General features: G+C 60.2%; 27 protein-coding genes and 3 tRNA genes. 8 read left to right on the top strand and 22 right to left on the bottom strand.

Annotation, left to right across the window (positions count from 1 at the left end; all coding sequences use genetic code 11):
- Window positions 1-69: 69 nt before the first annotated feature.
- Window positions 70-1,119, top strand: a complete 1,050-nt coding sequence (locus Q0887_RS03320; protein WP_299192320.1) for an alcohol dehydrogenase catalytic domain-containing protein — start codon at window positions 70-72, stop codon at window positions 1,117-1,119.
- A 39-nt stretch (window positions 1,120-1,158) separates the two neighbouring features.
- On the opposite strand, the gene Q0887_RS03315 is transcribed toward Q0887_RS03320, so the two are convergent.
- From Q0887_RS03315 to efp, 3 genes are all read right to left on the bottom strand, one after another.
- Window positions 1,159-1,243: transfer RNA gene (locus Q0887_RS03315), tRNA-Leu, on the bottom strand.
- Window positions 1,244-1,285: 42 nt separating this feature from the next.
- Window positions 1,286-2,104: an inositol monophosphatase family protein gene (locus Q0887_RS03310; protein WP_299192318.1), complete on the bottom strand. Its 819-nt coding sequence runs from the start codon at window positions 2,102-2,104 to the stop codon at window positions 1,286-1,288.
- Between the two features lie 6 nt (window positions 2,105-2,110).
- Complete coding sequence (gene efp / locus Q0887_RS03305) at window positions 2,111-2,674, bottom strand: elongation factor P (protein ID WP_299192316.1); 564 nt, start codon at window positions 2,672-2,674, stop codon at window positions 2,111-2,113.
- Between the two features lie 208 nt (window positions 2,675-2,882).
- Between efp and Q0887_RS03300 the strand changes: the two genes are divergently transcribed.
- On the top strand, window positions 2,883-3,281 hold the full coding sequence (locus Q0887_RS03300) for an elongation factor P (RefSeq protein WP_299192315.1): 399 nt from the start codon (window positions 2,883-2,885) through the stop codon (window positions 3,279-3,281).
- 18 nt (window positions 3,282-3,299) lie between these two features.
- Here Q0887_RS03300 and Q0887_RS03295 read toward each other — a convergent pair whose 3' ends face one another.
- The 9 genes from Q0887_RS03295 to tkt form a co-directional block, all read right to left on the bottom strand.
- A complete protein-coding gene (locus tag Q0887_RS03295) occupies window positions 3,300-3,872 on the bottom strand; it encodes a YdcF family protein (RefSeq protein ID WP_299192313.1) in 573 nt (190 codons plus the stop codon).
- The gene (thiE, locus tag Q0887_RS03290; protein ID WP_299192312.1) at window positions 3,869-4,498 is read right to left on the bottom strand and encodes a thiamine phosphate synthase; all 630 of its coding nucleotides are present in this window, start codon (window positions 4,496-4,498) and stop codon (window positions 3,869-3,871) included. The genes Q0887_RS03295 and thiE overlap by 4 nt, the downstream gene beginning before the upstream one ends.
- A gap of 8 nt (window positions 4,499-4,506) precedes the next feature.
- Complete coding sequence (locus tag Q0887_RS03285) at window positions 4,507-5,397, bottom strand: fructose bisphosphate aldolase (RefSeq protein ID WP_299192310.1); 891 nt, start codon at window positions 5,395-5,397, stop codon at window positions 4,507-4,509.
- A 90-nt stretch (window positions 5,398-5,487) separates the two neighbouring features.
- Window positions 5,488-5,943, bottom strand: coding sequence for a PaaI family thioesterase (locus tag Q0887_RS03280; RefSeq protein ID WP_299192309.1), 456 nt, complete (start codon window positions 5,941-5,943; stop codon window positions 5,488-5,490).
- Entirely contained in the window at window positions 5,940-6,593 is a 654-nt protein-coding gene (locus Q0887_RS03275; protein ID WP_299192307.1) for a TIGR02466 family protein, read from the bottom strand. The genes Q0887_RS03280 and Q0887_RS03275 overlap by 4 nt, the downstream gene beginning before the upstream one ends.
- 11 nt (window positions 6,594-6,604) lie before the next feature.
- The gene (locus tag Q0887_RS03270) at window positions 6,605-7,033 is read right to left on the bottom strand and encodes a nuclear transport factor 2 family protein (protein ID WP_299192305.1); all 429 of its coding nucleotides are present in this window, start codon (window positions 7,031-7,033) and stop codon (window positions 6,605-6,607) included.
- The gene (locus tag Q0887_RS03265) at window positions 7,026-8,234 is read right to left on the bottom strand and encodes a phosphoglycerate kinase (RefSeq protein ID WP_299192303.1); all 1,209 of its coding nucleotides are present in this window, start codon (window positions 8,232-8,234) and stop codon (window positions 7,026-7,028) included. The genes Q0887_RS03270 and Q0887_RS03265 overlap by 8 nt, the downstream gene beginning before the upstream one ends.
- Window positions 8,235-8,259: 25 nt before the next feature.
- On the bottom strand, window positions 8,260-9,267 hold the full coding sequence (gap, locus tag Q0887_RS03260; RefSeq protein WP_299192301.1) for a type I glyceraldehyde-3-phosphate dehydrogenase: 1,008 nt from the start codon (window positions 9,265-9,267) through the stop codon (window positions 8,260-8,262).
- A gap of 16 nt (window positions 9,268-9,283) precedes the next feature.
- Window positions 9,284-11,263 carry a transketolase gene (gene tkt / locus Q0887_RS03255; RefSeq protein ID WP_299192299.1) on the bottom strand — a complete coding sequence of 660 codons (1,980 nt, stop codon included), beginning with the start codon at window positions 11,261-11,263 and terminating at the stop codon, window positions 9,284-9,286.
- Window positions 11,264-11,521: 258 nt separating this feature from the next.
- Here tkt and Q0887_RS03250 point away from each other — a divergent pair, with 258 nt between their 5' ends.
- The 4 genes from Q0887_RS03250 to Q0887_RS03235 all read left to right on the top strand — a co-directional run bounded on the left by Q0887_RS03250 (window position 11,522) and on the right by Q0887_RS03235 (window position 13,446).
- Window positions 11,522-11,755 carry a hypothetical protein gene (locus tag Q0887_RS03250; protein ID WP_299192297.1) on the top strand — a complete coding sequence of 78 codons (234 nt, stop codon included), beginning with the start codon at window positions 11,522-11,524 and terminating at the stop codon, window positions 11,753-11,755.
- Window positions 11,752-12,330 carry a cell division protein ZapA gene (gene zapA / locus Q0887_RS03245; RefSeq protein ID WP_299192295.1) on the top strand — a complete coding sequence of 193 codons (579 nt, stop codon included), beginning with the start codon at window positions 11,752-11,754 and terminating at the stop codon, window positions 12,328-12,330. The genes Q0887_RS03250 and zapA overlap by 4 nt, the downstream gene beginning before the upstream one ends.
- A gap of 310 nt (window positions 12,331-12,640) precedes the next feature.
- Window positions 12,641-13,213 (top strand): 5-formyltetrahydrofolate cyclo-ligase, encoded by a 573-nt coding sequence (locus Q0887_RS03240; protein WP_299192294.1) that lies wholly within the window; start codon window positions 12,641-12,643, stop codon window positions 13,211-13,213.
- Complete coding sequence (locus Q0887_RS03235) at window positions 13,213-13,446, top strand: DUF2842 domain-containing protein (protein WP_299192292.1); 234 nt, start codon at window positions 13,213-13,215, stop codon at window positions 13,444-13,446. The genes Q0887_RS03240 and Q0887_RS03235 overlap by 1 nt, the downstream gene beginning before the upstream one ends.
- Here Q0887_RS03235 and Q0887_RS03230 read toward each other — a convergent pair.
- Both Q0887_RS03230 and Q0887_RS03225 read right to left on the bottom strand, forming a co-directional pair.
- Complete coding sequence (locus Q0887_RS03230; RefSeq protein WP_299192290.1) at window positions 13,443-13,970, bottom strand: SRPBCC family protein; 528 nt, start codon at window positions 13,968-13,970, stop codon at window positions 13,443-13,445. The two genes, Q0887_RS03235 and Q0887_RS03230, sit on opposite strands and share 4 nt — an antisense overlap.
- Entirely contained in the window at window positions 13,963-14,295 is a 333-nt protein-coding gene (locus Q0887_RS03225; protein ID WP_299192289.1) for a metalloregulator ArsR/SmtB family transcription factor, read from the bottom strand. Before Q0887_RS03225 ends, Q0887_RS03230 begins: the two co-directional genes overlap by 8 nt.
- Before the next feature lie 120 nt (window positions 14,296-14,415).
- Between Q0887_RS03225 and Q0887_RS03220 the strand changes: the two genes are divergently transcribed.
- Complete coding sequence (locus tag Q0887_RS03220; RefSeq protein WP_299192287.1) at window positions 14,416-15,879, top strand: MFS transporter; 1,464 nt, start codon at window positions 14,416-14,418, stop codon at window positions 15,877-15,879.
- A 16-nt stretch (window positions 15,880-15,895) separates the two neighbouring features.
- Here the strand turns inward: Q0887_RS03220 and Q0887_RS03215 are convergent.
- From Q0887_RS03215 to thyA, 5 genes are all read right to left on the bottom strand, one after another.
- Window positions 15,896-15,972: transfer RNA gene (locus Q0887_RS03215), tRNA-Asp, on the bottom strand.
- Window positions 15,973-16,058: 86 nt separating this feature from the next.
- Window positions 16,059-17,327 (bottom strand): dihydrolipoamide acetyltransferase family protein, encoded by a 1,269-nt coding sequence (locus Q0887_RS03210; protein ID WP_299192286.1) that lies wholly within the window; start codon window positions 17,325-17,327, stop codon window positions 16,059-16,061.
- Between the two features lie 4 nt (window positions 17,328-17,331).
- Window positions 17,332-18,390 (bottom strand): alpha-ketoacid dehydrogenase subunit beta, encoded by a 1,059-nt coding sequence (locus Q0887_RS03205; RefSeq protein ID WP_299192285.1) that lies wholly within the window; start codon window positions 18,388-18,390, stop codon window positions 17,332-17,334.
- Window positions 18,387-19,700 (bottom strand): thiamine pyrophosphate-dependent enzyme, encoded by a 1,314-nt coding sequence (locus Q0887_RS03200; RefSeq protein WP_299192284.1) that lies wholly within the window; start codon window positions 19,698-19,700, stop codon window positions 18,387-18,389. The genes Q0887_RS03205 and Q0887_RS03200 overlap by 4 nt, the downstream gene beginning before the upstream one ends.
- A 120-nt stretch (window positions 19,701-19,820) precedes the next feature.
- Window positions 19,821-20,768, bottom strand: a complete 948-nt coding sequence (gene thyA, locus Q0887_RS03195) for a thymidylate synthase (RefSeq protein ID WP_299192283.1) — start codon at window positions 20,766-20,768, stop codon at window positions 19,821-19,823.
- Between the two features lie 100 nt (window positions 20,769-20,868).
- Here thyA and Q0887_RS03190 point away from each other — a divergent pair.
- Window positions 20,869-20,945, top strand: a tRNA-Pro gene (locus Q0887_RS03190).
- Window positions 20,946-20,951: 6 nt separating this feature from the next.
- Here Q0887_RS03190 and Q0887_RS03185 read toward each other — a convergent pair.
- The 3 genes from Q0887_RS03185 to Q0887_RS03175 form a co-directional block, all read right to left on the bottom strand.
- A complete protein-coding gene (locus Q0887_RS03185; RefSeq protein ID WP_299192282.1) occupies window positions 20,952-21,590 on the bottom strand; it encodes a glycoside hydrolase family 19 protein in 639 nt (212 codons plus the stop codon).
- A 208-nt stretch (window positions 21,591-21,798) separates the two neighbouring features.
- Window positions 21,799-23,382: a sodium/sugar symporter gene (locus Q0887_RS03180; RefSeq protein ID WP_299192281.1), complete on the bottom strand. Its 1,584-nt coding sequence runs from the start codon at window positions 23,380-23,382 to the stop codon at window positions 21,799-21,801.
- A 115-nt stretch (window positions 23,383-23,497) separates the two neighbouring features.
- Window positions 23,498-25,882 carry a glycoside hydrolase family 3 protein gene (locus tag Q0887_RS03175; RefSeq protein ID WP_299192279.1) on the bottom strand — a complete coding sequence of 795 codons (2,385 nt, stop codon included), beginning with the start codon at window positions 25,880-25,882 and terminating at the stop codon, window positions 23,498-23,500.
- Between the last annotated feature and the right edge of the window lie 50 nt (window positions 25,883-25,932).

Raw genomic sequence — 25,932 nt, 5'->3', positions numbered from 1 at the left:
TGATGTTGTCGCTTGCCGTGCGCGACTCCGGCAGCAATGGTGCAAGCCATTCTTTGGAGAGGAAATGCAATGAAAGCACTGGTATTCAACGGGCCGCGCGACATTCGCTATGAGAGCTACGCCGACCCGGAATTGCGCAGTGCCAACAGCGCTATCCTCAAGGTGGAAAGCTGCTCGATCTGCGGCAGCGATCTGCACATGTATCACGGCGCGCATATCGGTAAGCGCGAATACTCCGCTGACGCACCAGGCTTTTGCTGCGGGCACGAATTTATCGGCGAAGTGGTCGAAACGGGAGGCGAGGTTCACACCTTCAAAGTCGGTGACAAGGTGCTGTCAGCGGGCGGCACAGGGTGCGGGACCTGCGCAGCCTGCCTCACTGGGAAGCCCCGAAGCTGCTCGAAAAGCACCGCATTCGGCATTGGACCAACGCTGGAGGGCGGTCAGGCAGAATTCGTCAACGTGCCCAACGCCGATGCGACGCTGATGTCACGGGAGGGGCTGACCGACGAACAGGCGCTCTTGCTCACCGACGGCATGGCGACCGCCTATTTCGGCCTCACCCGCGCCGAACCGCAACCGGGCGGAACGGTGGCGGTAATCGGCCTTGGCCCTATCGGCATTATCGGGGTCGAGCTGGCCTTTGCCCTCGGCGCAGCGCGGGTCTTTGCAATCGATCCGGTCGTATCACGGCGCAAGATGGCTCAGGCTTTGGGTGCGGAGGTCTTTGTGCCCGGACCCGATCTGAAGGCGCAGATCCTCGAAGCCACCGGCGGCGCAGGTGTGCAATCGGTGTTCGAAGCCTCAGGCGCGAAAGGCGCGATCAACTCGGTGCTCCCACTCGTCGGCAAGCGCGGCAACGCGAGTTTCATCGGCATTCCGGAGCCCGACGACGCGCTGCCGCTGCCACTCATCATGTTCAAGAACGTCACCGTGCGCGGCGGGATTTGCGACGTGCAGAATATGTGGCCGCATCTCGTCCCCCTGATCCAAAGCGGGCGGATCAAGGCGGCAGGATTGTTTAGCCACGACTTCAAACTCAGCGAAGGCGCAGAAGCCTACCGCCTGTTCGACAGCCGCGAGGACGATGTGATCAAGCTGAGGATCGATGTCGGCTAGCGCAACCACCTTTGCGGCGTCTTCGTCAAACCGGGAAAATGGTGCCCCTGGCCCGACTCGAACGGGCACTCCGTTAGGAACTCGATTTTGAGTCGAGCGCGTCTACCAATTCCACCACAGGGGCACGCCTCTAGTGGGAAGCGCGGCTGTTAGCGCCGCGCGTCCTTTACTTCAAGCTGTTGGCGAGGATCTTGTGCAATTTCGAGTGCAGCACGTCGTTTGCGGCCAGCACTTGCGCGGAATGGATCGGGTTTGACCGGCCGCGGAAGTCGCTAACAAAACCGCCTGCCTCACGGATAAGCAAACAGCCTGCCGCCGTGTCCCAATCGTTGAGGCCGCTTTCCCAGAAACCGTCAAAGCGCCCTTGCGCGACATAGGCCATGTCGAGCGAAGCAGCACCAAAGCGGCGGATGCCGGCAACTTCCGGCCCGACGGCGCCGTAAATGCGGCTCCATTCGGCAAAGTCGCCATGGCCCTGAAACGGAATGCCGGTCGCGATCAACGCGTCGGAGAGCCCGCGACGGGCCGAAACGCGAAGGCGCGCATCCTGAAGCCACGCGCCGCGCGTTTTCTCGGCCCAATATGTCTCGTCCGACACAGGGTTGTAGATCACCGCAGCCGTCACATCACCCCAGCCTTTTCCATCCAGACGCGGTTCTTGCACCGCGATGCTGATCGCAAAATGCGGGATGCCGTGAAGGAAGTTGGAGGTGCCGTCGAGCGGGTCGATAATCCAGCGCGGCTTGTCCGGATCACCTTCGATTATGCCAGCTTCTTCGAGGACAAAGCCCCAGCCGGGTCGCGCGACGAGCAGCTCGTCATAGAGCGTGCGCTCGGCGCGCATATCGGCTTTGGAGACGAAATCGGCTGGGCCTTTGCGGCTCACTTGCAAATGTTCGACTTCGCCAAAGTCACGCCGCAAACGGTTGCCCGCTTTGCGCGCGGCGCGTTCCATCACGCGGATCAGGCCTGAAAACATGCTCATGGGAGCTTAGCTCGCCTTCCCGACGTAAGATTGTTCGTAGACGTCCACGATGATCCGAGTGCCGCTTTCGATATGCGGGGGGACCATGATGCGCACACCATTGTCGAGCACGGCGGGCTTGTAGCTGGAAGAAGCCGTCTGCCCCTTCACCACCGCGTCGGCTTCGACGATTTCGGCTTCGATCTGCTGCGGCAGCTGGACGCTGATCGGCTTTTCCTCCCACAGCTCCAGCTGAACCGACATGCCGTCCTGCAGGAAGGCACGCGCATCACCCAACAGGTCGCTCGGCAGGTTGATCTGCTCGTAGGTGTTCGTGTCCATGAACACGAGCATCTCGCCGTCTTCATAGAGGAACTGGTATTCCTGCGTGTCGAGGCGCACTTTCTCAACCGTGTCGGCGCTGCGGAAGCGGACATTGGTTTTGCGCCCGTCCTGCAGGTTCTTCATTTCGACCTGCATATAGGCCCCGCCCTTGCCCGGCTGGGTGTGCTGGATCTTGGCGACCTTCCAGATGCCTTTTTCGTATTCGATGATATTGCCGGGGCGAATATCGACGCCGCTGATCTTCATGGCAGATGTGCTTTCTGTGAGTAGGTGGCGCGCGAGGGTGTCTAACGCGGCCAAAATCAAGCCGCGCCAATAGCCGCTTGGCCCCAGCGGGACAAGTGCCGCTCGGCACTCATGAAAAATCATGTATCCTGTAGGCGTTGTTATAGTTAACCGAATGGCTAATCCACTGGCATGCGAGTATGAGCGGCACCTGAGGAAAACAAACAAAATGAAGACTGTCCATATTGTTCTACTGACGACACTGGCAGTGGTGCTTGCCGCTGGCGTGCCGGCGATCGGACAGGTGGATCACAGCGCGGCCCCGCTGCCCCCTGGCGGTCCGCTTCGCACCATGCCGCATGGCAATTACCAATGCGCCCTGCCCGGCGATGCTGGCAGTGCGCCTTTTGTCGTGGTCGAAGAGCAGAATTTCCGCATCAGCACCGCCTCGCGCTATCAGACTGGCGAAGGCTCGGGCACATACATCATGCGCGGACGCGAGCTGGTCTTCACCCGCGGCCCGCGCAAGGGTGAGCAATTCCGCCAGATCGGCGACAACCAGCTGCGCAAGCTCGACGCGGCGGGCGAGGACACCGACCTGCTCTGCACGCGTTTGGGATCGCGCTGAGCCTAGTGAGCGGGCGAGTTACTCGCCGAAAATCCAGTAGTGATGGATGAAGTAGACCTCGCGCAGCAGAAAAGGCGCTTTGGTTGACCAGCTGCGATAGCGCGTGGTCGGCGTTGCGCTGGCTTGCGCATCGAAACCCATGCCATTGGCCATCACCAAGGCGCGGCGTAGATGGAGCGGGTCGGAAACGATGATGACGCTTGGAACGCTGACCACAGAATGCATATCGCGCACTTCGGAGAGGTTCTGGTGTGTGGTGCGCGAACTTTCTTCGATGATGATGTCGCTTGCCGGTACGCCTGCAGCAATGGCGTAGTCGCGCGCTGCAGCGGCTTCGGAGATCGTGTCTTCGGGAGAGCGCGCGCCGGTAAAGTAGATGTCGCTGACTCTGCCCTGCTTATAAAGCGTCACCGCGTGATCAATTCGCGCAGCAAAGACCGGCGAAGGCGTGTCAGTATCGACCGCTGCTCCCAGCACAATTGCAGAGTGGGCATAGGGTTCCGACTGCTCGGCCGGGCCGACTGCAATCCATATCGTCACGCCCAGCAGCCAGGTGCATGCAAAAGCAACGAAGCGGACAGCCCATTTCATCGCATTTGCTTGGCAAAGGCCTCGATCGCAGCGACTTCATCGCCATTCCACACCGAGCCCGAGACCGCGAGGAAGTCCGCGCCTGCCTCGACCAGCGGCTTGCAATTGTCCGGCGTGATGCCGCCGATGGCGACGGCGGGCAGTTCGAACAAGCCCGTCCACCATTCGATGATCTCGGACGTGGGGCGTTCGGCATCGCCCTTGTCCTTTGTGGTGCTTTCGAAAAACGCGCCAAACGCGACGTAATCCGCGCCAGCCTCACCCGCTTCCATCGCGAAGTGACGCGAGGCGTGGCAGGTCACACCGATTTGCGCATCCATGCCCAGCTCTTCGCGCGCATCTTTGACGCTGCCATCATCCTGACCCAGATGCACACCGTCGGCGCGCAGACGCTTGGCCAGAGGCACGCTGTCATTGACGATGAAGCCGACATCATGCGCCGCGCAGATCGCCTGAAGCGGCTCTGCCAGACGCGCGGCCTCGTGCTGTTCGAGACCCTTTACGCGGAACTGGAACGCGGTCACCAGCCCCTTGCCCGCAGCCAAAGCTCTTTCGAGACGCTGCGGGAAATCATCGCCCACTTCGAGCGGCGAGATCAAATAGAGCTGGGTCGCTGGGTCAGCCAATGCGCATCTTATCCAGCACAGCTCGCCGCAGCGATCTGGTCGATGGCCTTACCCAGCACACCGTCAAATTCCGCATCCGACTGGCCCTTGCGCAGATCCTGCAACAGGCCGCGGCTGAAGCTCGCGATCATGCCGGGGTTCTTGGCAAGGTGGTCGCAGGCATCGTCGGTCGAATAACCGCCCGACAGCGCCACAACACGCAGCACATTGGGATGCTCGATCGCGGGCGTGTAGTGACCAGCCTTCACCGGGATCGACAGCTTGAGCATGACCTTGCGGCCCTCGGGAAGCGCGTCGAGACCCTTCATGATCTCGGCCAGCAAGATATCCTCGCCCGCCTCGCGGTCAGCGGAAGTGATGTCGAACTCAGGCTCTAACATCGGCATAAGGCCCGCATTGGCGATCTGGTTACCGACTTCGAATTGCTGCGCTACGACGTTGGCGATGCCGGTAGGGTTAGTCGACTTGATGACTGAGCGCATCTTGGTGCCAAACATCCCCTTGGCGACCGACTTTTCGAGCAGCGCGGGAAGCTTGTCGAGCGGCTTCATCATCTGCGCGCCGTCGGCTTCATCCGCGAGGCCCTGATCGACCTTGATGAAGGGAACGATCCCGCGCGATTTCAGCGCATCGGCGGTCGTCTGGCCTTCCACTTCACCGTCCATGGTCTTTTCAAAAAGGATCGCGCCGAGGATTTTGCCGCTGCCGAAACAGGGCGAGGTGATAACGCGGCTGCGCATGGCGTGGATCTGGGCGAACATTTCGTCATCGCCGGACCACTCGCTGTCTTCAACACCGTAGCCGCGCAGCGCCTTAGGGGTGGAGCCGCCCGACTGGTCAAGCGCTGCGACAAAGCCTTGTCCGCCGGCAATCTTGGCGGTCATCTGATCGTGATTCATGGCGTGAGGGCGCCTTTCTCTTATCGTGAGGGAACCAAATTTTTGTGCGCTTTAGCCAGCGCTTGCAAAACCCGCAACCGCATGGGCGCGTTAGCGCCGCGTAAGCCGCCGGATAATCCCCGTAAAGCTGAGCGACGGAGCACCATCAGCCGTTATCAGCCCGCGCACGAAGATCGTTTTGCCCCCGCCGCGCGTGACCTCACCGCGTGCCTCCATCAGAGCGCCCGGCCCCGATGCGCCGAGGAAATCACCCGACAGGTTCATCGTCACCGCATGGTCGCCGTTCAGCTCGTCCTGAGCGATTGAGAACAACGCGAAATCGGCAAAGGTCATCAGGCACCCGCCATGGATGAAGCCGCCTCCGTTCATATGGCGGTCCTCGGCGCGGAAGGCGCTGATGAAGGAGCCATCCTCCTCACGCCGCATGAAGAACGGGCCGGAACGGGTTTCGTAAGGGTCGCCGCTCCAATAGCGCCAGCCTTTAAACTCGCCCTCTTCGCAGGCGACCGTGTTGCCGTATCCGATCGCTTCGGGCTTATCACTCATCCAGCTTTGTCCTTGTCGAGCTTGCGCGCAGGAATAAGATTGATCGCCACCGAAATGCGCGTGCCGGTGCCGAAAAAGGGGCGCACCGAATGTTGCAGCCAGCTCGGGAACATAACGATCAAGCCAGTCGTAGGACGGACCATCGGCTCGTTATTCTGCGCCGCACCGCTTTGGTCTTTCAGCCGCAGATCGATCGCGGTCATCCGCACCATCGGCATGCGCGGATCACATAATTGCAAATGCCCGCCCAGCCCCGGCTCGCTCGATCCTTCATAGCCATCGTCGATATAGGCAACCGCTGACCAGAAACTGCCGGGATGGGTGTGATATTGATTGGAGTGGCCGCGAGCCGAGACATTGGCCCACATTTCGGGCACCCAGCCATATTCGCGCCCCGCTTCTGCCCCGATATTGACCATGCTCTCATCCGCCATGGTCATCGCCTTGTGCGCCAGTGCGCGGGCTGCCTCACCGCCCCATTCGATCATTTTGGTGTTCGAATGCCAGCCACCGATATTGGAGATCTGCACCCCCGCTTCATCGCGCGCCTTTTCGGCAAGGATCGATTCTCGCAGCACCTTGATCCCCTCCGCGCTCTGCAATCTGTCGATCACAAAGGGGGTGGAGAAGAGGTGGCGGGTCTCGCTCATTCAGCTGCGCCTTAATGCCACAATTGCATCGCGCGAATTGCATCAGACAGGCGCTTGTCGCCTTCCGCCGGAGCAAGGCTGCGCTCGGCGAGCGTCCAGCTGCGCCGCACCAGCCCCTTACGCCACAGATCGGTGAGCAGGAAATTGCCTTTCCACTCGGTCCCACCAAGGTTCATGTCGAGCTCGACCTGCCCGGAGAACCACACGCATTTGCCGTATTTGCGCGCAGTAAGTTCCTGAAAGCGAAAGCCGTGCAGACGAAATCCGTCCTGCATGCTGGCGATGAAGCTTGCGCGGTCGAGCAATGCGGGCGGCGATGTGCCGAACATAAAGATTGCATCGCCGGAAACAGTCGCCTTCACCTCGCGCGGATCGCGGTGCATCCAGGCGCGCATCAGGCGGTTTTCGAGAACCTCAAAGGTGGCTTCGAGATTAGCCATGGCTCGCGCTCAAGGCTGCAACACCGGGCAGCTCCTTGCCTTCCATCCATTCGAGGAACGCGCCGCCAGCGGTGGAGATGTAGGTCACTTCGCCCGTCACTCCGGCCTGCGCGAGCGCCGCGACGGTATCGCCGCCTCCGGCCACGCTGGTGAGCGAACCTTCCTGCGTAAGCGCGGCGACATGGCGTGCGAGCGCCATGGTTGCCGTATCAAACGGCTCGGTCTCGAACGCGCCAAGCGGGCCGTTCCACACTAGTGTGCGGCAGGTCTTGAGCACATCCGCGAGCGCTTCGGTCGCTTGCGGGCCGATATCGAGGATCATTTCGTCCGCTGCGACTTCGTGGACATTGCAGGTGCGCAGGCTGTCCGGATTGGCGGCGAATTCCTTCGACACGACAACGTCATAGGGAAGATGCACGGTGCAGCCTGCATGGTCCGCCTCGTCCATGATCTTCGACGCTGTGTCGGTCAGGTCATGCTCGCACAGCGACTTGCCCACATCGACCCCGCGCGCGGCGAGGAACGTGTTGGCCATTCCGCCGCCGATGATGAGATGCTGGACCTTGCCGACAAGATTTTCGAGCACCGCAAGCTTGGACGAAACCTTCGCTCCGCCAACCACGGCCGCAACCGGCGCTTCGGGATTGCCCAGAGCCGCGTCGAGAGCCTTGAGTTCCTTCTCCATCGCGCGGCCTGCATAGGAGGGCAGGTAATGGGTCAGGCCTTCGGTGGTCGCATGCGCGCGGTGCGCGGCGCTGAAGGCGTCATTGACGAAGAAATCTCCATGCGCGGCGATGGCTTTGGCAAATTCGGGAGCGTTGGCTTCCTCACCCGGCCAAAAGCGGGTGTTGTCGAGTAGGCCGATATCGCCATTGCGCAGGATGCCGATTGATTGTTCAACCACCGGACCGGCGGTTTCAGGGATAAACATCAGCTCTTTGCCGAGTACGCCTTCGACATCGCCGACAACCATGCTGGTCGAAAGAACGCTGGAGCGCTTGCCGCCCGGACGCCCGAAATGCGCGAGAAGCAGGACTTTCGCCCCCTTCTCGCTCAATTCCAGAATGGTCGGCTTGACCGCCTCGGCGCGGGTCACATCGCTCGCCGAACCGTCCTTCATCGGAAGGTTGAGATCAACCCGGACGAGCGCGACCTTTCCGGTCACGTCGCCCAGATCATCCAGCGTTTTGAAAGCGGCCATTGCCTTGTTCCCTTCAGTGTCCTGCTTAGAGGAACTTTGCCATCACGCCAGCGGTGTCGATCATGCGGTTGGAGAAGCCCCATTCATTGTCATACCAGCTGACAACGCGCGCTAGCTTGCCTTCCATCACCGACGTTTCGAGGCTGTCGATGGTCGAGCTGGCCGGATAGTGGTTGAAGTCCGAGCTGACGAGCGGCTGATCGGTGTAGTCGAGCACGCCCTTCATCGGACCGTCCGCTGCGGCTTTGAGCGCGGCGTTGAGTTCTTCGGCAGTCGTGTCGCGGCCCGGCTGGAACACCAGATCGACAAGGCTGACATTGGGTGTCGGCACACGGACCGACGATCCGTCTAGCTTGCCTGCAAGCTCGGGCAGCACCAGACCGACAGCGCGCGCAGCACCGGTGGTGGTCGGGATCATGTTCTGCGCGCCGCCACGAGCGCGGCGCATATCGCCGTGCATCTGGTCGAGCATGCGTTGATCGTTGGTGTAGGAGTGGATCGTGGTCATGAAGCCGCGCTCGATCCCCACCGTCTCGTTCAGCACCTTGGCAACGGGCGAGAGGCAGTTGGTCGTGCAGCTGGCGTTCGACACGATCACATCGTCGGCGGTGAGCACTTCGTGGTTCACGCCGTAAACGATGGTGGCCGACACGTTCTTTGCCGGAGCCGAGATCAGCACCCGCTTTGCGCCCGCCGTAATGTGCGGTTCGGCGGCTTCATGGCTTTGGAAGAAACCGGTGCATTCGAGCACGATATCGATGCCTTGCGCGGCATGCGGCAGGTTGCCCGGATCGCGCTCTGAGGTCACGGCAATCGACTTGCCATTCACGATCATCGCACCGTCAGCGACGTCAACCGTGCCGGGGAAGCGGCCATGGGTGGAATCGTACTGAAACAGCAGCGCGTTCGATTTGGTGTCAGCAAGATCGTTGATCGAAACCAGTTCAAGATCATGATCGCTGCGTTCGAGGATTGCGCGGGCGACGAGGCGGCCGATGCGGCCAAAACCGTTGATAGCGACTTTGGTAGCCATTGAGAGGAGCTCCTGCTTAGTTGTTCAATTTGCTCTGGATTTGGGGAACGATGGCTTCAGTGGTGAAGCCAAAATGGGCAAACAGATCGCCCGCCGGAGCGGACGCGCCGAATGAGTCGATGCCGATATTGAGGCCATCTGTGCCGGTATAACGCTGCCAGCCGAACGTGCTCGCCGCTTCGATCGAAACGATCAGCGCATCTTCGGGGAGCAGGTCGGCGCGGTAGGCGTCATCCTGTTCGTCGAAAAGCTCGGTGCAGACCATAGAGACAACATCGGTCCCCACGCCCGCTTCTTCAAGCGCGGCGGCGCAGTCCATCGCGAGCCCGATTTCCGAACCCGTGGCCAGCAGGACAACTTTGCGCGCCGCTCCCGCCGACTTAAGGCGATAGCCGCCCTTGGCCGAAAGGTTTTCGCCTGCATCTTCGAGGCGGACCTGCGGCAGACCCTGACGCGACAGAGCAAGGATAGTCGGACGGTCAGGCTGGCTGAGCGCAAGCTGCCAGCACTCCGCTGTCTCCACAGCATCGGCGGGACGCATTACCAACACATTGGGCATCGCGCGGAGTGACGCGAGATGCTCGACAGGCTGGTGGGTCGGGCCGTCTTCGCCAAGGCCGATGGAATCATGCGTCATCACATAGATCACGCGGCATTGCTGGAGCGCCGACAGTCGGATCGCGCCGCGCGCATAGTCGGTGAAGACCAGGAAGGTTCCGCTGTACGGGATTACGCCGCCATGCAGCGCCATGCCGTTCATCGCGGCGGCCATGCCGAATTCGCGGATGCCGTAATAGACATATCGGCCCGAATAATCGTCGGCAGAGAAGGCTTCGACCCCGCCCGCCTTGGTGTTGTTCGATCCGGTAAGGTCGGCGCTGCCGCCAATCGTGTCCGGCAGGCGCGGATTGATCTGGGCGAGCGCCATTTCGCTGGCCTTGCGGGTTGCGACCTTGACCGGGTCCGCGATCAGCGAGGCAATGTAGTCCTTCGCCGCATCGCCATGCGGCAGATCGCCTGCCATCCGGCGTTCGAACTCGGCGCGATACTCCGATGCGGCGAGGCGCGATTCCCACTCGCCATGCGCTTCGCTGCCAGCTTGACCCGTCGCACGCCAATCGGCGAGGATTTCGGCGGGAACTTCGAACGGAGCGGCTTGCCAGCCCAGGACTTCGCGCGCAGCCGCAATCTCGTCTGCCCCCAGCGGAGCGCCATGGGTGGCGCTGGTGCCCTGCTTGGTCGGAGCGCCCTTGCCGATCACTGTCTTGCACGCCACCAGTGAAGGGCGTGGATCTGCCTTAGCCTCGCTCAGCGCGCGCTCGATATCGGCGAAATCATGGCCGTCACACTCGGTGACATGCCAGCCGGTCGCTTCGTAGCGGGCTTTGATATTCTCGCTGGTCGAAAGATCGGTCGCGCCATCGATCGTGATCGCATTGTCGTCCCACAACACGTTGAGACGGCCCAGATTGAGGTGGCCTGCAAGACCGATGGCCTCGTGGTTGACCCCCTCCATCAGGCAGCCATCGCCTGCGATTACCCAGGTGCGGTGGTCGACCAGATCATCGCCGAATGTCGCATTAAGATGCCGCTCGGCCATCGCCATGCCGACAGCCATCGCAACGCCCTGACCCAGTGGGCCGGTGGTGCATTCCACGCCTTCGAGCAGAAAATTCTCAGGGTGTCCTGCGCAGGGCGATCCGAGTTGGCGGAAGTTGGCGATATCTTCCATCGTCGGGCGCGCATAGCCGCTGAGGTGCAGCAGCGAATAGATTAGCATCGAGCCATGACCGGCTGACAGCACGAAGCGGTCGCGATCGGCCCAGTCGGGGCGCTTGGGATCGAACTTCAGGTGGTTCGAGAAAAGCACACTGGCCACATCGGCCATGCCCATCGGCATTCCGGGGTGGCCTGAATTGGCGGCTTGAACCGCATCCATCGAAAGGGCGCGGATGGCATTGGCCATCGGCTGGAGGCGGGTTGCATCAATGGTCATGGGGCGTCGAAGGCTCCTGCTGGCGCGTGAATGGGCGCGGGTCGCGTATGCGGGCTGGGGCAAAAGGAGCGATTCGACCCTTCCGAACCAGTGCAGGATGCCATTGCCGAGGCGCTTTGACAGGTCAACACTTCCCCCTTCGCGCTCCACTGATGAGTTGCCGAATTTGCAAAGTCTGCACCAAATCACAGAGCACTTATCAACAGGCGCGCCCAACACTTTGCGATTGCTGCAAATCTTGGTATTTTCCCTCCCGTTATGAGCGCAGGCCGTATCGAAGAAGCGATGTCCCGCATCAGCACCGCGATGGCGCGGATCGATGCTGTGCGCGCGAAAATCGAATCCAGATCAGGCAAATCCGCTGACGCTCAAACTGGCGCTGGCGAGTCCTCCCGTGTCATGGCTCTGGTCAACGCACATGAGAAATTGCGCGAGGAAGTTGCTGATACACTTGGCGAATTGGACGCCTTGATCGAGGAACTCGAAGCATGAGCCAGGTCAAGATCAAGGTCGGCCCTCGCACTTACGCAATCAATTGCGGCCCTGGTGACGAGGAGAAAGTCGCCAAGTTTGGCGCGCTAATCGATGCCAATTACGCAAAGCTGGGGACAGCCCGCGCCGCGCAAGAGGCGGACAATATGGTCTTCGCTGCCCTTTTCATGGCGGATGAGCTCGACGAGGCGAAGAGTGCGGTTCGCGATGCGCAGGCCGAAATGTCCGAAATGCGGCAGGAATTGCAGCGGGCGAAGGACGATGCCGCCAACGCCTTGCACAAGGCCAGCACGCAAATTGAACACGACAAAGAACGCGCTGGCGGAAAACAGGCTCAACTGCTCGCCGAGGTCGAAACTCTTAGAAAAGCCGAAGAGCGGGCGCGCAAGGACAATGACATCTTGCGGCAGGAAGTCGCCGATCTGAAAGAGCAAGCGCGCCACCAGCACGACCTGTTTGGCGGGCCGGCTGAGGATGCCGCGCACTCCGAAGCACTCGCCGAAAAGCTCGAAGCCCTCGCCGCGCGTGCAGAAGAAGCGGCAAGCGAGCTTGAAGGTCAGGCCGCGGGCTCCTAAGTCCATTATCGGCGGGGCTGCCCGGTACGAGCCACCGAAAATCCCTGAGGCTATAAGCAATCCAAGGGAGTTGTCCCTGCTCTTGTCCACCAGTTCGGCTGTGGGACTTGAGCATACGGCGCCCACCTGACGTTTTTGGCGTCAGAGGATTTCCAGGCACCGACCCATGGTGGTCCCGTCATTCCTATTTGCGCACCCGCCTCCGCGGGTGCGATTTCCTCGCTCATTGCGATCAGAGATCGCATCGCTGCGGGCGCCCGGTCGGGCTTGCGGCCCTTCGGGCCGTTTTGATTGAGGACATTTGCACCGCGTGACTTCTAAATCCGATCTTCGCAAGGCTTTGCGCGCCGCGCGCAAGGAGCATGTAGCGGCGCAATCCGATGCGATCCGCGCTTTGCTGTTCAACCGCCCCCCTGCCCCTTTACTTGAGAAGATCGGGAACGAGGCCGTGATCGGGCTATATCACGCCAATTCTGTCGAGGCTCCGGCGGGCGGTTATGCGCGCTTCTTTCACGAAGCGGGTCACAGGATCGCCCTCCCCGCTTTCACCGCGCCCGATGCTCCGATGATATTCCGCGAACACAGCGATCCGCATGGCGAAAGCGATTTGGAAAAAGGCGCGTTCGGCATGCTTCAGCCTGCATCGGACGCCGCCGATGTCGCACCCGATGTATTGTTCATCCCGCTGGTCGGCTTCACCGCCGCGCTAGAGCGGCTTGGTCAGGGCGGCGGGCATTACGATCGCTGGCTGGCCGCTAATCCAGGCCGGATGGTGATCGGTCTTGCATGGGATGTGCAACTGGTCGAGGAATTGCCGCTAGAGCCGCATGACATGCCGCTCGATGCCATCGTCACACCCACACGCATTTACGGGATCGGATAATGCGCGAAGAACCCACCTGGCGAATTCCTGTCGGCATTCTCGCGCTGTTTATCGCCCTGATGGTCTATGCGATTGTGATCGCGCGCTATGCACCCGGCTTGATCGGGCAGTGGCCCGGCCTCGCCCAGACGATTGTTTATCTGGTCCTCGGGATCATCTGGCTCCTGCCGCTCAAGCGGTTCCTGATCTGGATGGAAACCGGCAGCTGGTCACCGCCACAAGAACCTGACTAGATCTTGCTCTCATATTCAGCCTCAAGCTGCTGATCACGCACCCAGAAATCGGTTGTGCGCGGGCCTACAAGCACTTCGGCGAGCAGGTCGAAATGGCCGTGCCAACCGGCGAACACACCGATCAACATCTCGCGTCCTACCACGCCCTTATGAACGAGGCGCAGTTCGGTCTGCCCCTCACCGAGCGGCTTGAGGTCAATCTCGACCACGCTCGAATCTGCACCAGCGGATTCGAACCACGTAAAGGCGAGCCGTCGCGGCGGGTTGATTTCGAGGATTTCACCATAATGGGTCACGACTTCCTCGGAAGCGTATTTTTCCGGAGGATCGCTTTCAGATAGGCGGCGGTGGTCGAACTCGAAGGTGATCTTTCCGCCAACGTGATCGTCGGTTGACCCGCCGCAAAACCACAATTTGCGCTTTTCCGGATCGACGAGAAACTGCCAGACCTTGTCTGCGCTGGCGTTGAACAGGCGGGTAAACTGAAGCTCGCTTGGTCCTGTCTGGATTCCGTAATCACTCATTTTCATCTGCCTCCAAAGCCTGTTCCAATGCGTCGAGCCGCTCGTTCCAGAATTTCGAGTAGCGCTGCACCCAGTCGCGTGCCTCGAACAGCGCACCGGGCCGCAGCTCGCACACCCGCTCGCGCCCGCGCTTGGTCCGCACCAGCAATCCTGCCGCTTCGAGCACGCCGACATGTTTCGACGCACCGGCCAGCGACATGTCGAGCGGCTCGGCCAGTTCGCTGACATTGGCCGGACCGCGCGACAATCGCTCGATCATCGCCAAACGGCTGGGATCACCTAGCGCGCGAAACACAGAGAGGACCGTCTCGTTATTATCAACCATATGGTTTAGTATTGCTGCTCACGCAAAGAGTCAACCATTTGGTTGAGTAACCTATTCTGCGAACGTCATTGCCAGCCGCCACCCGCTTGCCTAGCTTCCGGGCCCGGGAGAGTAACTTATATGGCAAGCAATGCAGATGCGGGCGCAAAGCCCGTTGAGGTGCCCAATCCGGCTGGCGAGATTCCGCCGCCATCGCTTGCCCTCAAACTGCTGCATGGCTTCGGTGCCGCAGCATTCGGAATCAAGAATAACGGTTTCGATTATTTCCTGCTGCTGTTTTACGGCTCGGTCATCGGTCTGGAGCCCAGTCTGGTCGGCCTTGCGATCCTGATCGCGCTTGTTTTCGATGCCTTTTCCGATCCGCTGGTCGGCTATTGGTCGGACAATTTCAGTTCTCGCTGGGGCCGGCGTCATCCCTTTATGTATGCCGCCGCGCTTCCCGTCGGGCTCAGCTATTTCCTGTTGTGGAACCCGCCAGATCTCTCGCAGTTCGGCCTGTTCGTCTATCTTACGGTGCTGGCAATTCTGATCCGTACATTCATCACCTTTTACGAGACGCCTTCAAGCGCGCTGCTGCCAGAATTGTCGCGCGATTATCAGGAACGCACGAGCTTGCAGAGCTTCCGCCTCTTCTTTGGATGGGTCGGCGGCAATATGATGAGCATCCTCATGTTCGGCGTATTGCTCACCGGTCCGCTCGGCATGCGCGACCGCGAGGCTTATGAAACCTATGGCGTGATCGCCGGTATAGTATTGTTCGCAGCGATCATCGTTTCCGCTATCGGCACGCATCACCGTATCCCGACGCTGACCAAGCCAAAGGCGAGCACGGAAAGCTTCGGCGTCCGGCGCGTCTTTCGTGAGATGTACGAAGTGCTCAGTGAGAGAAGCTTTCTGGCATTGTTTGCCGCAACCATTGTCTTTGCGGTGGCTGCGGGGCTGCATGCCGGCCTTATCTTCCTGATGCTCAATCACTTCTGGGGCTTTAGCGAAGAACAGATCTTCATCTGGACCGCTCTGGTCTTTGTGTCGGCAGCGATCGCATTGGTCATCGCACCACGCGCAGCGCGACGCTGGGGTAAGAAACGCGCGACAATTGTTCTCGGTCTGCTCGCCTTCTCGATCCAGCCGGCGCCTTATTTGCTGCGACTTGCCGGTATGATGCCGGAAAATGGCGACCCGATCCTGTTTCCGATCATCGTTGCGGTGAACACACTCGACCTCGCCTTTATCATCGCGGTGCAAGCGGTATCCTATGCGATGATCGCCGATTTGGTTGAATCGAACCAGCTCAAGACCGGACGCCGGAATGAGGGGGTTTATTACGCCGCCATGACTTTCACGCGAAAGACAACGCAGGGCCTTGGCGTGCTAGCAGCGGGCGCGATCCTTACGGTTATCGCGTTTCCTGATAATCCGGAGTCCGGCACCGTTCCAGCGGACACATTGTGGTGGCTGGGCGCACTGTATGCACCGTCGCTGCTGGTGCTCTACATGGTCGCGCTGTTTTTCGTGTCACGCTACAAGATCGACAAAGCGCAGCACGAAGCGAACCTTGCGGCGCTATCAGACAAGTTCGATTGAGGAAAAATGTCCCAAGTGGCGCGAGTGACGGGACTCGAACCCGCGACCTTCGGCGTGACAGGCCGACACTCTAACCAACTGAGCTACACCCGCGCAGCCACTTGGGAGACGCGCAAATAGGGCCGTGCACATAGGCTGTCAACGGCCCTATTCGCAAAAAGCGAACTTATTTTCCCGCCTTAATCAGACAGCAGCAAGACCGGTGTTTCGATGAGCTTTTTCACGTCCTGAATAAAGCTGGCCGCATCGAAACCGTCGACCACACGGTGATCGCAGGAAATCGAGATATTCATCAGCTTGCGCTTCTCGATCCGCTCGCTCCCGTCAGGCTGGCGCACGAACATCGGACGCTCGATAATGCGGTTAGGGCCGATGATCGCAACTTCAGGGCGGTTGATGACCGGAGTGGTTGCAACGCCTCCAAGCGGCCCGAGTGAAGTGACAGTCAGTGTCGAGCCGGAAAGCTCCTCTGACTTGGCTGAACCATCGCGCGCGGCATTGGCCAGGCGGCCGATCTCGTTTGCGAGCTGCCACAGATTGCGCGCCTGCGCGTCGCGGATCACCGGCACCATCAGGCCATTGTCGGTCTGCGTCGCCATGCCGAGATGCACCGAGCCATGGCGCGTGACTACGCCTGCTTCGTCATCATAGCGGGCATTGATCATCGGATAGCTGGGGATGAGCTTGCAGAAGGCACTGATCAGCAGCGGAAGCATTGTCAGCTTGGGCTTTGAACCGCGCGCATTGTTGAGGTCGGCGCGCATCGCTTCAAGCGCGGTGACGTCGCATTCCTCGACATAGGTGAAGTGCGGAATGTTGCGCTTGGCCGCGCTCATATTCTGGGCGATCCGTTTGCGCAGACCGATCACCTTGATCGGCTCGTCCGTGCGTGTCTGGCCCGCAGGCGCAAAGCCGCCGCCCGAATTGTAAGCAAGGAACTGATCGAGATCGCCGTGGCGCACGCGGCCATCATCGGCAGGCTTCACTTCGCCCAAATCAATGCCGAGATCGCGCGCGCGCTGGCGCACTGCGGGACTGGCGAGGACTTTTGCCGATGCTGGCGCAGGCGCGGGTTCTGGCTCGGGTGCCGGAGAGGGAGCGGGCGCCGGTGCGGGCGTCGGTGCCGGTTCGGGTGCTGGAGCCGGCTCCGAAGCGGGCGCGGGTTCAGAAGTAGACGCTTCCTCTTCCGCTTCCTCGGAAACCTCACCTTCGACCTCGACCACGAGCAGCATCGAGCCAACCGCGATGACATCGCCGACTTCGCCAGCCACTTCGACCACTGTGCCGTCAACCGGGCTTTCGATGTCGATCGTCGCCTTGTCGGTCATCACGTCGACCAGATGCTGGTCCTCGGAAACCGTGTCGCCGACCTTGACGTGCCATTCGACGATCTCCGCCTCGGCCACGCCTTCGCCCACATCGGGCATGTTGAAAGTGAACTTGGCCATCGGGTCAGTCCTTCAAAATCTTGTCGATTGCTTCGCCAATACGAACCGGGCCGGGGAAATAGGCCCATTCGAGGCTGTGCGGATAGGGTGTGTCGAAACCGGTGACGCGTTCAACCGGCGCTTCGAGGTGGTAGAAACAGCGTTCTGTGACCAGCGCCGACAGTTCCGAGCCAAAGCCGCTGGTGCGGGTTGCCTCGTGCACTATCAGGCAGCGTCCGGTCTTTTTCACCGAAGCTTCGATAGCTTCAATGTCGAGCGGAACCAGCGTGCGCAGATCGAGAATGTCGGCATCGATACCCTTCTCGCGGCACACGGCCTCAGCCACGTGAACCATGGTGCCGTAGGCCAGCACGGTCAGCTCTTCGCCCTCGGCCACATGGCGCGCCTTGCCGAGCGGGACTTTGTAATACCCTTCGGGCACGGCGCTGTCGGGATGCTTCTTCCACGGTTCGACCGGCTTGTCGTAAAAGCCGGTAAACGGTCCGTTATAAATACGCTTGGGCTCGAAAAAGATCACCGGATCATTGTCTTCGATGCAGCTGATGAGCAGCCCCTTGGCATCGTAGGGCGTTGACGGGATCACAGTCTTCAGCCCCGATACGTGGGTGAAAATGCTTTCTGGCGATTGCGAGTGCGTCTGCCCGCCAAAGATGCCGCCGCCAAAGGGTGAGCGCACCGTCATCGGCGCGATATATTCGGTTGCAGAACGATAACGCAGCCGCGCGGCTTCGGAGATCAGCTGATCGAGGCCCGGATAGATGTAGTCGGCAAACTGGATTTCGGGGACCGGGCGAAGGCCGTATGCGCCCATGCCCACTGCGACACCGATAATTCCGCATTCGCTGATCGGGGTGTCGAACACACGGGTCTTGCCGTGCTTCTCCTGAAGGCCGGCGGTACAACGGAACACGCCGCCGAAATAGCCGATATCCTCGCCCATCACGATCACATCGGGATCGCGCGCCAGCATTGTGTCGAGCGCTTCGTTGATCGCCTCGATCATATTGATCCGGCGCTCTTCGACTGCCTCTGCGGGGGCGTCGGTTTTCACGTCTGCGCTCATTTGCCCGCTCCATCTTTGGGGTGGCTGTCGGGCCACTTGATTTTGCGCTCACGGGTCGCCTGCGCGGCCTGTTCCTCAAGATGCCAAGGCAGCTCTTCAAACACGTCTTCGAACATAGTGTGGAACGGGTGGTGCAAGCCGTGACCCAGAATGCCGTTCTTTTCGGCTTCCTTGGTGGTCTTCTTGACCAGTTCAGCGGCTTCGAGGTCCATCGCAGCGTGGCGTTCCTCGTCCCATTCACCGATCGCGATCATGTGGTTCTTGAGCCGCATCACCGGATCGCCAAGCGGCCACTCATCCTGCTCTTGCGCGCTGCGATAAACCGATGGATCGTCCGATGTGGAGTGCCCCTCTGCGCGGTAGGTGAAGAACTCTATCAGCGTCGGCCCCTGATTGGCGCGAGCGCGGTTCGCTGCCCATTGCTGTGCGGCATAGCAGGCAAGCGCATCATTGCCATCGACGCGAAGGCCCGCAAGGCCATAGCCCAAGGCGCGAGCGGCAAAGGTGGTGCGCTCTGCGCCTGCAAAGCCGCTAAAGCTTGAGATCGCCCACTGGTTGTTGATCACATTGAGGATCACCGGCGCGTTGTAGACGGCCGCAAAGGTGCAGGCCGAGTGGAAGTCGCCTTCCGCCGTTGAGCCCTCGCCCACCCATGTTGCCGCAATCCGGCTGTCGCCCTTGATCGCGCTCGCCATGGCCCAGCCCACCGCTTGCGGTGTTTGCGTCGCGAGGTTACCCGAGATCGAGAAGAAACTGTGCTCGCGGCTCGAATACATAATCGGAAGCTGGCGGCCTTTCAGCTTATCGCCCTTGTTCGAATAGATCTGGTTGATCATCTCGATCAGCGGATAGCCGCGCGCGATCAGGATGCCTTGCTGGCGGTACGAAGGAAACACCATGTCGTCGCTCGCCAGCGCCATCGACGCAGAGACGCTGGTCGCCTCTTCGCCAGTGCACTTCATGTAAAACGACGTCTTGCCCTGCCGCTGACCGCGGAACATGCGTTCATCGAACGCGCGCACCATTGCCATATGGCCGAGCATTGTGCGCAACGTGTCAGGATCGAGCTTCGGATCCCAAGGCCCATGCGCTTTGTTGTCATCGCCCAGCACCCGCACGAGGCCATAGGCGAGGTCTTTCATGTCCTCTGGCTTGGTGCTTTCGTCAGGACGCGGCTGGTCTCCAGGCTGGCCAATATCGATATCGGAAAAATCCGCCTGGTCGCCCGGACGGAACTTTGGCTCGGGCACATGCAGCGCGAGCTTGGGGCGATTGCCACCTTGAGGGGTCGGATCGGCCGAATCGGCCATAGGGGTGCTCTCCCAGAAAGAGTCATAGCGCCGCCCGTGAATGCGCGTGTTTACGCTGCGTCAGTGAGGGCTTGTTGGGAGCGGGTAAGTCAGCCGCAAAGCGCGGTCAAGGACATGCTATCAGACCGCAACAGGGGCCTTGATCGGAGCCTGCGGCGCGTAATCATGCACTACAAAATCCTCAATTTTGTAATCGAAAATTGTTTCAGGCTTTCGGGTGATTTCGAAAACGGGCTTGCCCGAAGGCTCGCGTGAGAGCTGTTCTTCGATCAGATGCGCGTGATTCATGTACAGGTGCACATCCCCGCCCATCCACACCAGCTCACCCGGTTCGAGACCCGTCTGCTGCGCCATCATGCAAGTCAAAAGCGCAGCCGACCACAGGTTGAACGGCAGGCCGAGCGCGACGTCGCAAGAGCGCTGGTAGAGCAGGCAATTGAGTCTGTTTCCGCTCACATGGAACTGATAGGTCTTGTGACAGGGCGGCAGCGCCATCCGGTCAAGCTCGGCCACGTTCCAGCCTTCGATGATGTGGCGGCGGCTGCCGGGGTTGGTCTTTAGGCTCTCGACCACTTCGGCGACCTGATTGATGCCGGGGCCGCGCTCGTAGAGGCCATCCTTGCGATAGCGGTAAGTCGGCCAGTCGACCCATTGCTTGCCGTAGACCGGTCCAAGATCACCCCAGCGCACGGCAAACGCCTCATCATCGGCAATCCGCTGAACGAAGTCGTCGAGCGCGATCTTCTCGCCCGTTTCCTTGATGTAGCGCGCATGCGGCCACTCGTTCCAGATCTTCACCCCTTGCAGCACCAGCGGGCGGATATTGGTCTCGCCAGTGAGGAACCACAGCATCTCACGCGTGGCGGTTTTCCAATAGACCCGCTTGGTTGTGAGCAGCGGCATGGCGCCGCCTGCGAGGTCATAGCGCAGCATCGCGCCAGCAATTGAGCGGGTGCCCACACCAGTACGGTCAACACGCTCGCTGCCTTGCTCCCAGATGTGGCGCATCAGGTCGAGATATTGCTGTTCGGGGTGGGGATTCACGCCGGATTCTTTTGGGTCAGACATAGGAAGTCTATAAGCGCGAAATGGCCGCTTGCCACCCCGCCCATCCACACCTATACGCGCGCCCCTACCCCGCAGAACCATTGGCTCTGCGGCATTGAGTCGGGAAGTAGCTCAGCCTGGTAGAGCACCGTCTTCGGGAGGCGGGGGCCGGAGGTTCGAATCCTCTCTTCCCGACCAATTATTCTACCCCCACTTTCCTTTGACGAGAGCAGCCTGGAACTCGATCGCGTATCCCGCGATCAACGATGCCTTGTCCAGTCCATTGATGATCCGGCGCGCCTGATAGAAGGCGCTCCGTTTCGCCATTCCTGACGATGGGAGGTAGGTCTTGAACGCCCTTCCGGTGAACCAGCCTTCGACCATACCGTAACGCATGATCAATGCTGCGTTGTTCGGATCAAGCGCGAGTTCAGGATGGTCATAGAGGTCGACTCCGATGCGTTTGCCAGCCTTCTTGTAATTGTTGGCCCATGTCAGTTGCACATAGCCGCGTCCGCAAAACTTGGGTCCGTCGCCGACCCGGACGTTCCCGTTCGCTCTTGCCAGTTTTGGTCGTTTGCCGCTGGGATCATACATGCGCATGAAGTATCTCTTCGCAGCTGAAGCGCTCAGCCAGTATGCTTCGCGCACCGGATGCATCGTATGCGCGGTTTCATGCCACGCTGTCGCGAGCGCATAGGCGGCCCAAGAAACAGGCAGTCCATCGAGACCGCCGATGACATCGTTGGTTCCTGACACTTCGCGCTGATCAAGCTTCGGTCCCATGACCGAACTGCGGCACGCGTCAAAAAACGCTTTCGGATCGTTAAGTGATTGAGCCATTACTCCCCCCAAGGTAGAAAAGAATTAAATAACGGCCCGTTCTGTTTTGATTTTGAATACTTCTACACGAACTTCTACAGTTCGCAAACTCTCCTGACGGAGTATTGACGATCTTCGCGCTCTCGTGATGCGTAAGCCAAAAAGAAAAGGGGTGCATTTCGCACCCCTTTTCGTCTTCATATCGCCTTTAGCGTTTGTCTCCAGGGGACTACCAGAGCCAGACGTAAAGCCCGATGAGGATCGCGACAGTCAGCGCCGCGAGTGTGTTGAACAACGTACTCGTCGCAAAGGCGATGTCGCGCAGTTTAACAGTCTGCTCTTCTTCCGGAGCTGGCGTGAAACGCGAGACGACCACGGCTGCAATCAGCGACACAACGAACACGATCCAGATGCGGATGATGAATTCGAGATCGGGGGCACCGAACTTCAGGGCGAAGTTGAGCGCAACCGAACCGAACAGTGCTGTGAATGCGCCAGTCGAATTGCTCCGCTTGTCGAAGAAGCCAAGCAGGAAGACCACGACCACGCCCGGAGCGATAAAGCCAGTATATTCCTGCACCGTCTGGAACGCGCTTTCAAAGCTGCCCTGGAACGGCTCGGCCAGGATCAGTGCCAGCACCATCGCGCCGAAGGCCGAAAGGCGCCCCACGGTCACGTAGTGCTGTTCAGCCTGCTCGGGACGCCAGCTGCGATACAGGTCCATGGTGAAGATCGTAGAGATCGAGTTCATCATAGAGGCCAGCGACGAGACGACAGCTGCGATAAGGGCCGCAAACACCAGTCCGCGCAAACCGGCAGGCGCAAAGCCCATCAGCTGCCCGTATGTCTGGTCCGAACGCTCTGCCAGCACATCACCGTCCAACATGCCCTGCTGTGCAAGGATGACCGCAGCGATGCCGGGGATCACAACGATGAAAGGCACCAGCAGCTTCAGGAACGAAGCGAAGGCGAGCCCCTTCTGCGCCTCGCCCAGGCTCTCTGCGCCCAGCGCACGCTGGATGATGTATTGGTTGAAACCCCAATAGCTAAAATGCAGCACCCACAGTCCGCCCAGTAGCGTCCAGATACCCGGCAAAGCGTCATAGCCATTGTCACCGGGTTCAAGGATCATTTCGAAGTGGCCCGGCATCTCTTGCATGAGATAGCTGAAGCCGCCCATTGCGCCATCAGCAGGAAGCGCATCAAGCGCGAACCACGTGATCGCAAGCCCGCCGATGATCAGGATAACAACCTGAATAATGTCGGTCAGCGCGACCGCTTTCAGCCCGCCATAGAGCGAATAGAGCGCGGCGAAGCCTGCCAGCGCCATCATCGAATAGATAACCTCGCCGCCTGTCAGCGTGCTGATCGTCAGGCCGCCCAACCACAGGACACCGGTAAGGTTCACGGCTGTGTACAGCGCGACCCAGTAGACGCTCATCAGGTTCTTCACGCCGTGCCCGAACCTCTGATCGAGGAATTGCGGCATGGTGTAGATCTTGCGCTTGAGGAAGATCGGCAGGAAGTATTTCGCCACGATCAACAGGACAATCGCCGCCTGCCATTCATAGGCCGCAATCGCGACGCCAATGGCAAATCCCTGACCCGATTGGCCTACGATCTGCTCGGCCGAAATGTTCGACGCGATCAGCGAGGCACCGATTGCCCACCATGGCAGCGCGCGACCTGCGAGGAAGTAATCCTCGGTGTTCTTTTTGTGCCCCTTGGGCTCACGGCTCACAAATATTGCAATGCCAAGCAGCGCGAGCGCGTAGCCCGCGATGATGATTATATCGATTGTCTCCAGCGTCATCGCCGTTTCACTCCCCTGACGCGCGGGATTAGGCTCCCGCGTCGTATCTCCCTCTATCGCGCCCGATCACCGGCGTCCCGCTGATCCTGCCGCAATCCTGTTTATCCGCGCCCGCCTAGAACGAGCACTCGGTCCCCTCGGGCAAGTTGCGCCGCGAAATCTGTGAGACCGAAAACTGCATCGGTGCGTCGGTGGCGATGGTGATGCCATCGCCCAGCTCGCCAAGGCATGCTTCGGTCAGCACCATCTCGCGCCAACCCTTGCCGGCTGCGACAGTCAGTCTGCGGGTCACATCATCAACCGCGCTGCCGCTTGTCACTGTGACAGTGCCCGCAGGAGCCGAAGGCAGGTTGTAGGTGATGACATAGACGCCCTCACCTTCACCCGCGATTGTCAGGGCTGCGCCGGGGCCAAAAGTCAACTCGCGCGCGTCTTCCTGACGGTCTTTGTCGATACCGCGCGCGACCACTCCGCCCGCTTCGCCGCGAAGGTTCGGCAAAGCGGTGCCGCCTGCGCTTGCGGTGATGCCTGCCGAAAGACGGCCATTGGCATACCAGTCTGCTGCCATCCCATCGCCAAGGAAGCCGCAGCTTTCGTCAAGCGCACCAAGCGCGGAGGTGTCATCGAGCGACCGATTATAGCCGTATGGAAACAGCGCCCCTTCAGAGCCGTTGAGCGGAGCGCCTTCGCAGCCGCTCGGCCAGCTGAATGACAGAGTGCCAGTTGCGGGAACTTTGCCGAACAGAACATCGGCAATACCTGCGCCTTCGCTGCCCGGAAGCCACGAAGCTACAAACGCATCCGACGCGTTGAGTTCGCGGTTGACCCACATGGGACGGCCCGAAAGGAAGACTGCGACAGCAGGAATGCCCTGCTCTTCGAATGAGCGCAGCAGAGCCAGCCCTTCCTCGTCAGCGAACAGAAGGTTTTTCCGGTCACCGGCAAATTCTGCATAGGGCTCTTCGCCGAACACGACGATGGCGACATCGGGCCGCTCGCCGAAGCTGCCGTCTGGCGAAAGCGTGGCGGAGCCACCTGCTTCGCCCGCAGCCTCTTCGATGCCCGCCCAGATCGAGGTCGCACCGGGGAAATAGTCGTCGGTCAGCTCGCGTCCGCCCTGCCAGGTAAGCGTCCACCCGCCCGAGGCCTGCGCAATGCTGTCAGCCGCAGAACCGGCGACGAGGATATTCGCGCCCGCCTGCAAAGGCAGCACACCCTCGTTCTTGAGGATCACCTGCGACTTTGCGACCGCTTCGCGTGCCACGGCGCGGTGCGGGGCCATTCCCAGCTTGTCATATTCGCCCGCATTGGGCCGCGCCGAAGGACGCAGCGCATCCGGCCCAAGCAGCCCCGCGCGCAGTTTTACACGAAGGACACGGGACACAGCTTCATCAACGCGCGCCTCGGGGATTGTGCCATCGCGCACCTGAGCGACCAAGCTCGCATGCAAAGCAACCGCATCATCAGGCACCATGTAGATGTCGAGACCCGCCAGCAGAGCATCAGGGCAATCAGAGACAGTGCAACCTTCGATCTGTCCGTGCGCATTCCAGTCGCCGACGACCAGACCTTCAAAGCCCATCTCTTCGCGCAGCACGCCGGTGAGAAGATCGCCGTTGCCGTGCATCTTGACGCCGTTGATCGAGTTGAAGCTGGCCATGATGGTTTCAACGCCGGCGTCGATTGCCATCGGATAGGGAACGGCGTGAATTGCCATCAGCTCGTCGATGTCTCCATTGACGTCGCCTTGGTCGACACCCTGATCGGTGCCTCCATCTGCGAAGAAGTGCTTTGCAGTGGCGATGACACGGCCTTGACCAAGAAAGTCGTCTGCGCCCGGAGTTCCCTGCAATCCTTCGACCAGAGCCGCGCCCATTTGTGCAACCAGCTCGGGATTTTCGGAGTAGCTTTCATAAGAGCGCCCCCAACGATCATCGCGCGCGACGGCCACAGTGGGAGAGAAGTTCCAGTCGATCCCGGTCACTTCGATTTCGGTCGCAGTGGCCGCGCCGATCTGACGCACAAGGTCGGTATCGCGGGTCGCTCCGAGCGCGATGTTGTGCGGGAAGATTGTGGCGCTGATCACATTGGTGTGGCCATGAACCGCGTCGGTGCCCCACATTGTCGGGATGACGGGCTCATCACCATCCAGCGGCGCGGATGAGGCATCCCACATCTCGTCAGCAAGGCGCAGCCACTCCGAAGCCGGAGCGAATTCATCGCCATAAGGCCCGCCATTGCCGCCATTGAGATAGCTGCCCCAGCGGTATTCACGCATTTCTTGTGGCGTCACCGAATTGATCTGCGGTTGGATCAATTGCGCGACCTTGCGTTCAAGGCTCATGCGCGAAACGAGGTCGGCAATAATGGCGTCTTCGGACATTTCGGGCGTTGCTGTTGGGGCAACACTGCTCGCCGTCTCAGCCGGTGCCATAGTGCAGCCGGTCAGCAGCGCAGCCATTGCTGCTCCCGCCAGAAAAAGCCGTGCATTCTTACGCATGATTTTCGCAGTCCCTCCCAAGACCTTTGATGTCTCAGTCTCTCAAAATG

It is taken from the genome of uncultured Erythrobacter sp., assembly GCF_947492365.1.
Taxonomy (GTDB): Bacteria; Pseudomonadota; Alphaproteobacteria; order Sphingomonadales; family Sphingomonadaceae; genus Erythrobacter.
This window is presented reverse-complemented; position numbering and strand designations above follow the sequence as displayed.

Excerpts from the sequence above, each read along its gene's own strand:
- Q0887_RS03320 (WP_299192320.1), top strand. The coding sequence starts at position 70 with ATGAAAGCACTGGTATTCAACGGGCCGCGCGACATTCGCTATGAGAGC.
- Q0887_RS03310 (WP_299192318.1), bottom strand. The coding sequence starts at position 2,104 with ATGAGCATGTTTTCAGGCCTGATCCGCGTGATGGAACGCGCCGCGCGC.
- efp (WP_299192316.1), bottom strand. The coding sequence starts at position 2,674 with ATGAAGATCAGCGGCGTCGATATTCGCCCCGGCAATATCATCGAATAC.
- Q0887_RS03300 (WP_299192315.1), top strand. The coding sequence starts at position 2,883 with ATGAAGACTGTCCATATTGTTCTACTGACGACACTGGCAGTGGTGCTT.
- Q0887_RS03295 (WP_299192313.1), bottom strand. The coding sequence starts at position 3,872 with ATGAAATGGGCTGTCCGCTTCGTTGCTTTTGCATGCACCTGGCTGCTG.
- Q0887_RS03285 (WP_299192310.1), bottom strand. The coding sequence starts at position 5,397 with ATGAATCACGATCAGATGACCGCCAAGATTGCCGGCGGACAAGGCTTT.
- Q0887_RS03280 (WP_299192309.1), bottom strand. The coding sequence starts at position 5,943 with ATGAGTGATAAGCCCGAAGCGATCGGATACGGCAACACGGTCGCCTGC.
- Q0887_RS03275 (WP_299192307.1), bottom strand. The coding sequence starts at position 6,593 with ATGAGCGAGACCCGCCACCTCTTCTCCACCCCCTTTGTGATCGACAGA.
- Q0887_RS03270 (WP_299192305.1), bottom strand. The coding sequence starts at position 7,033 with ATGGCTAATCTCGAAGCCACCTTTGAGGTTCTCGAAAACCGCCTGATG.
- Q0887_RS03265 (WP_299192303.1), bottom strand. The coding sequence starts at position 8,234 with ATGGCCGCTTTCAAAACGCTGGATGATCTGGGCGACGTGACCGGAAAG.
- gap (WP_299192301.1), bottom strand. The coding sequence starts at position 9,267 with ATGGCTACCAAAGTCGCTATCAACGGTTTTGGCCGCATCGGCCGCCTC.
- tkt (WP_299192299.1), bottom strand. The coding sequence starts at position 11,263 with ATGACCATTGATGCAACCCGCCTCCAGCCGATGGCCAATGCCATCCGC.
- Q0887_RS03250 (WP_299192297.1), top strand. The coding sequence starts at position 11,522 with ATGAGCGCAGGCCGTATCGAAGAAGCGATGTCCCGCATCAGCACCGCG.
- zapA (WP_299192295.1), top strand. The coding sequence starts at position 11,752 with ATGAGCCAGGTCAAGATCAAGGTCGGCCCTCGCACTTACGCAATCAAT.
- Q0887_RS03235 (WP_299192292.1), top strand. The coding sequence starts at position 13,213 with ATGCGCGAAGAACCCACCTGGCGAATTCCTGTCGGCATTCTCGCGCTG.
- Q0887_RS03230 (WP_299192290.1), bottom strand. The coding sequence starts at position 13,970 with ATGAGTGATTACGGAATCCAGACAGGACCAAGCGAGCTTCAGTTTACC.
- Q0887_RS03225 (WP_299192289.1), bottom strand. The coding sequence starts at position 14,295 with ATGGTTGATAATAACGAGACGGTCCTCTCTGTGTTTCGCGCGCTAGGT.
- Q0887_RS03220 (WP_299192287.1), top strand. The coding sequence starts at position 14,416 with ATGGCAAGCAATGCAGATGCGGGCGCAAAGCCCGTTGAGGTGCCCAAT.
- Q0887_RS03210 (WP_299192286.1), bottom strand. The coding sequence starts at position 17,327 with ATGGCCAAGTTCACTTTCAACATGCCCGATGTGGGCGAAGGCGTGGCC.
- Q0887_RS03205 (WP_299192285.1), bottom strand. The coding sequence starts at position 18,390 with ATGAGCGCAGACGTGAAAACCGACGCCCCCGCAGAGGCAGTCGAAGAG.
- Q0887_RS03200 (WP_299192284.1), bottom strand. The coding sequence starts at position 19,700 with ATGGCCGATTCGGCCGATCCGACCCCTCAAGGTGGCAATCGCCCCAAG.
- thyA (WP_299192283.1), bottom strand. The coding sequence starts at position 20,768 with ATGTCTGACCCAAAAGAATCCGGCGTGAATCCCCACCCCGAACAGCAA.
- Q0887_RS03185 (WP_299192282.1), bottom strand. The coding sequence starts at position 21,590 with ATGGCTCAATCACTTAACGATCCGAAAGCGTTTTTTGACGCGTGCCGC.
- Q0887_RS03180 (WP_299192281.1), bottom strand. The coding sequence starts at position 23,382 with ATGACGCTGGAGACAATCGATATAATCATCATCGCGGGCTACGCGCTC.
- Q0887_RS03175 (WP_299192279.1), bottom strand. The coding sequence starts at position 25,882 with ATGCGTAAGAATGCACGGCTTTTTCTGGCGGGAGCAGCAATGGCTGCG.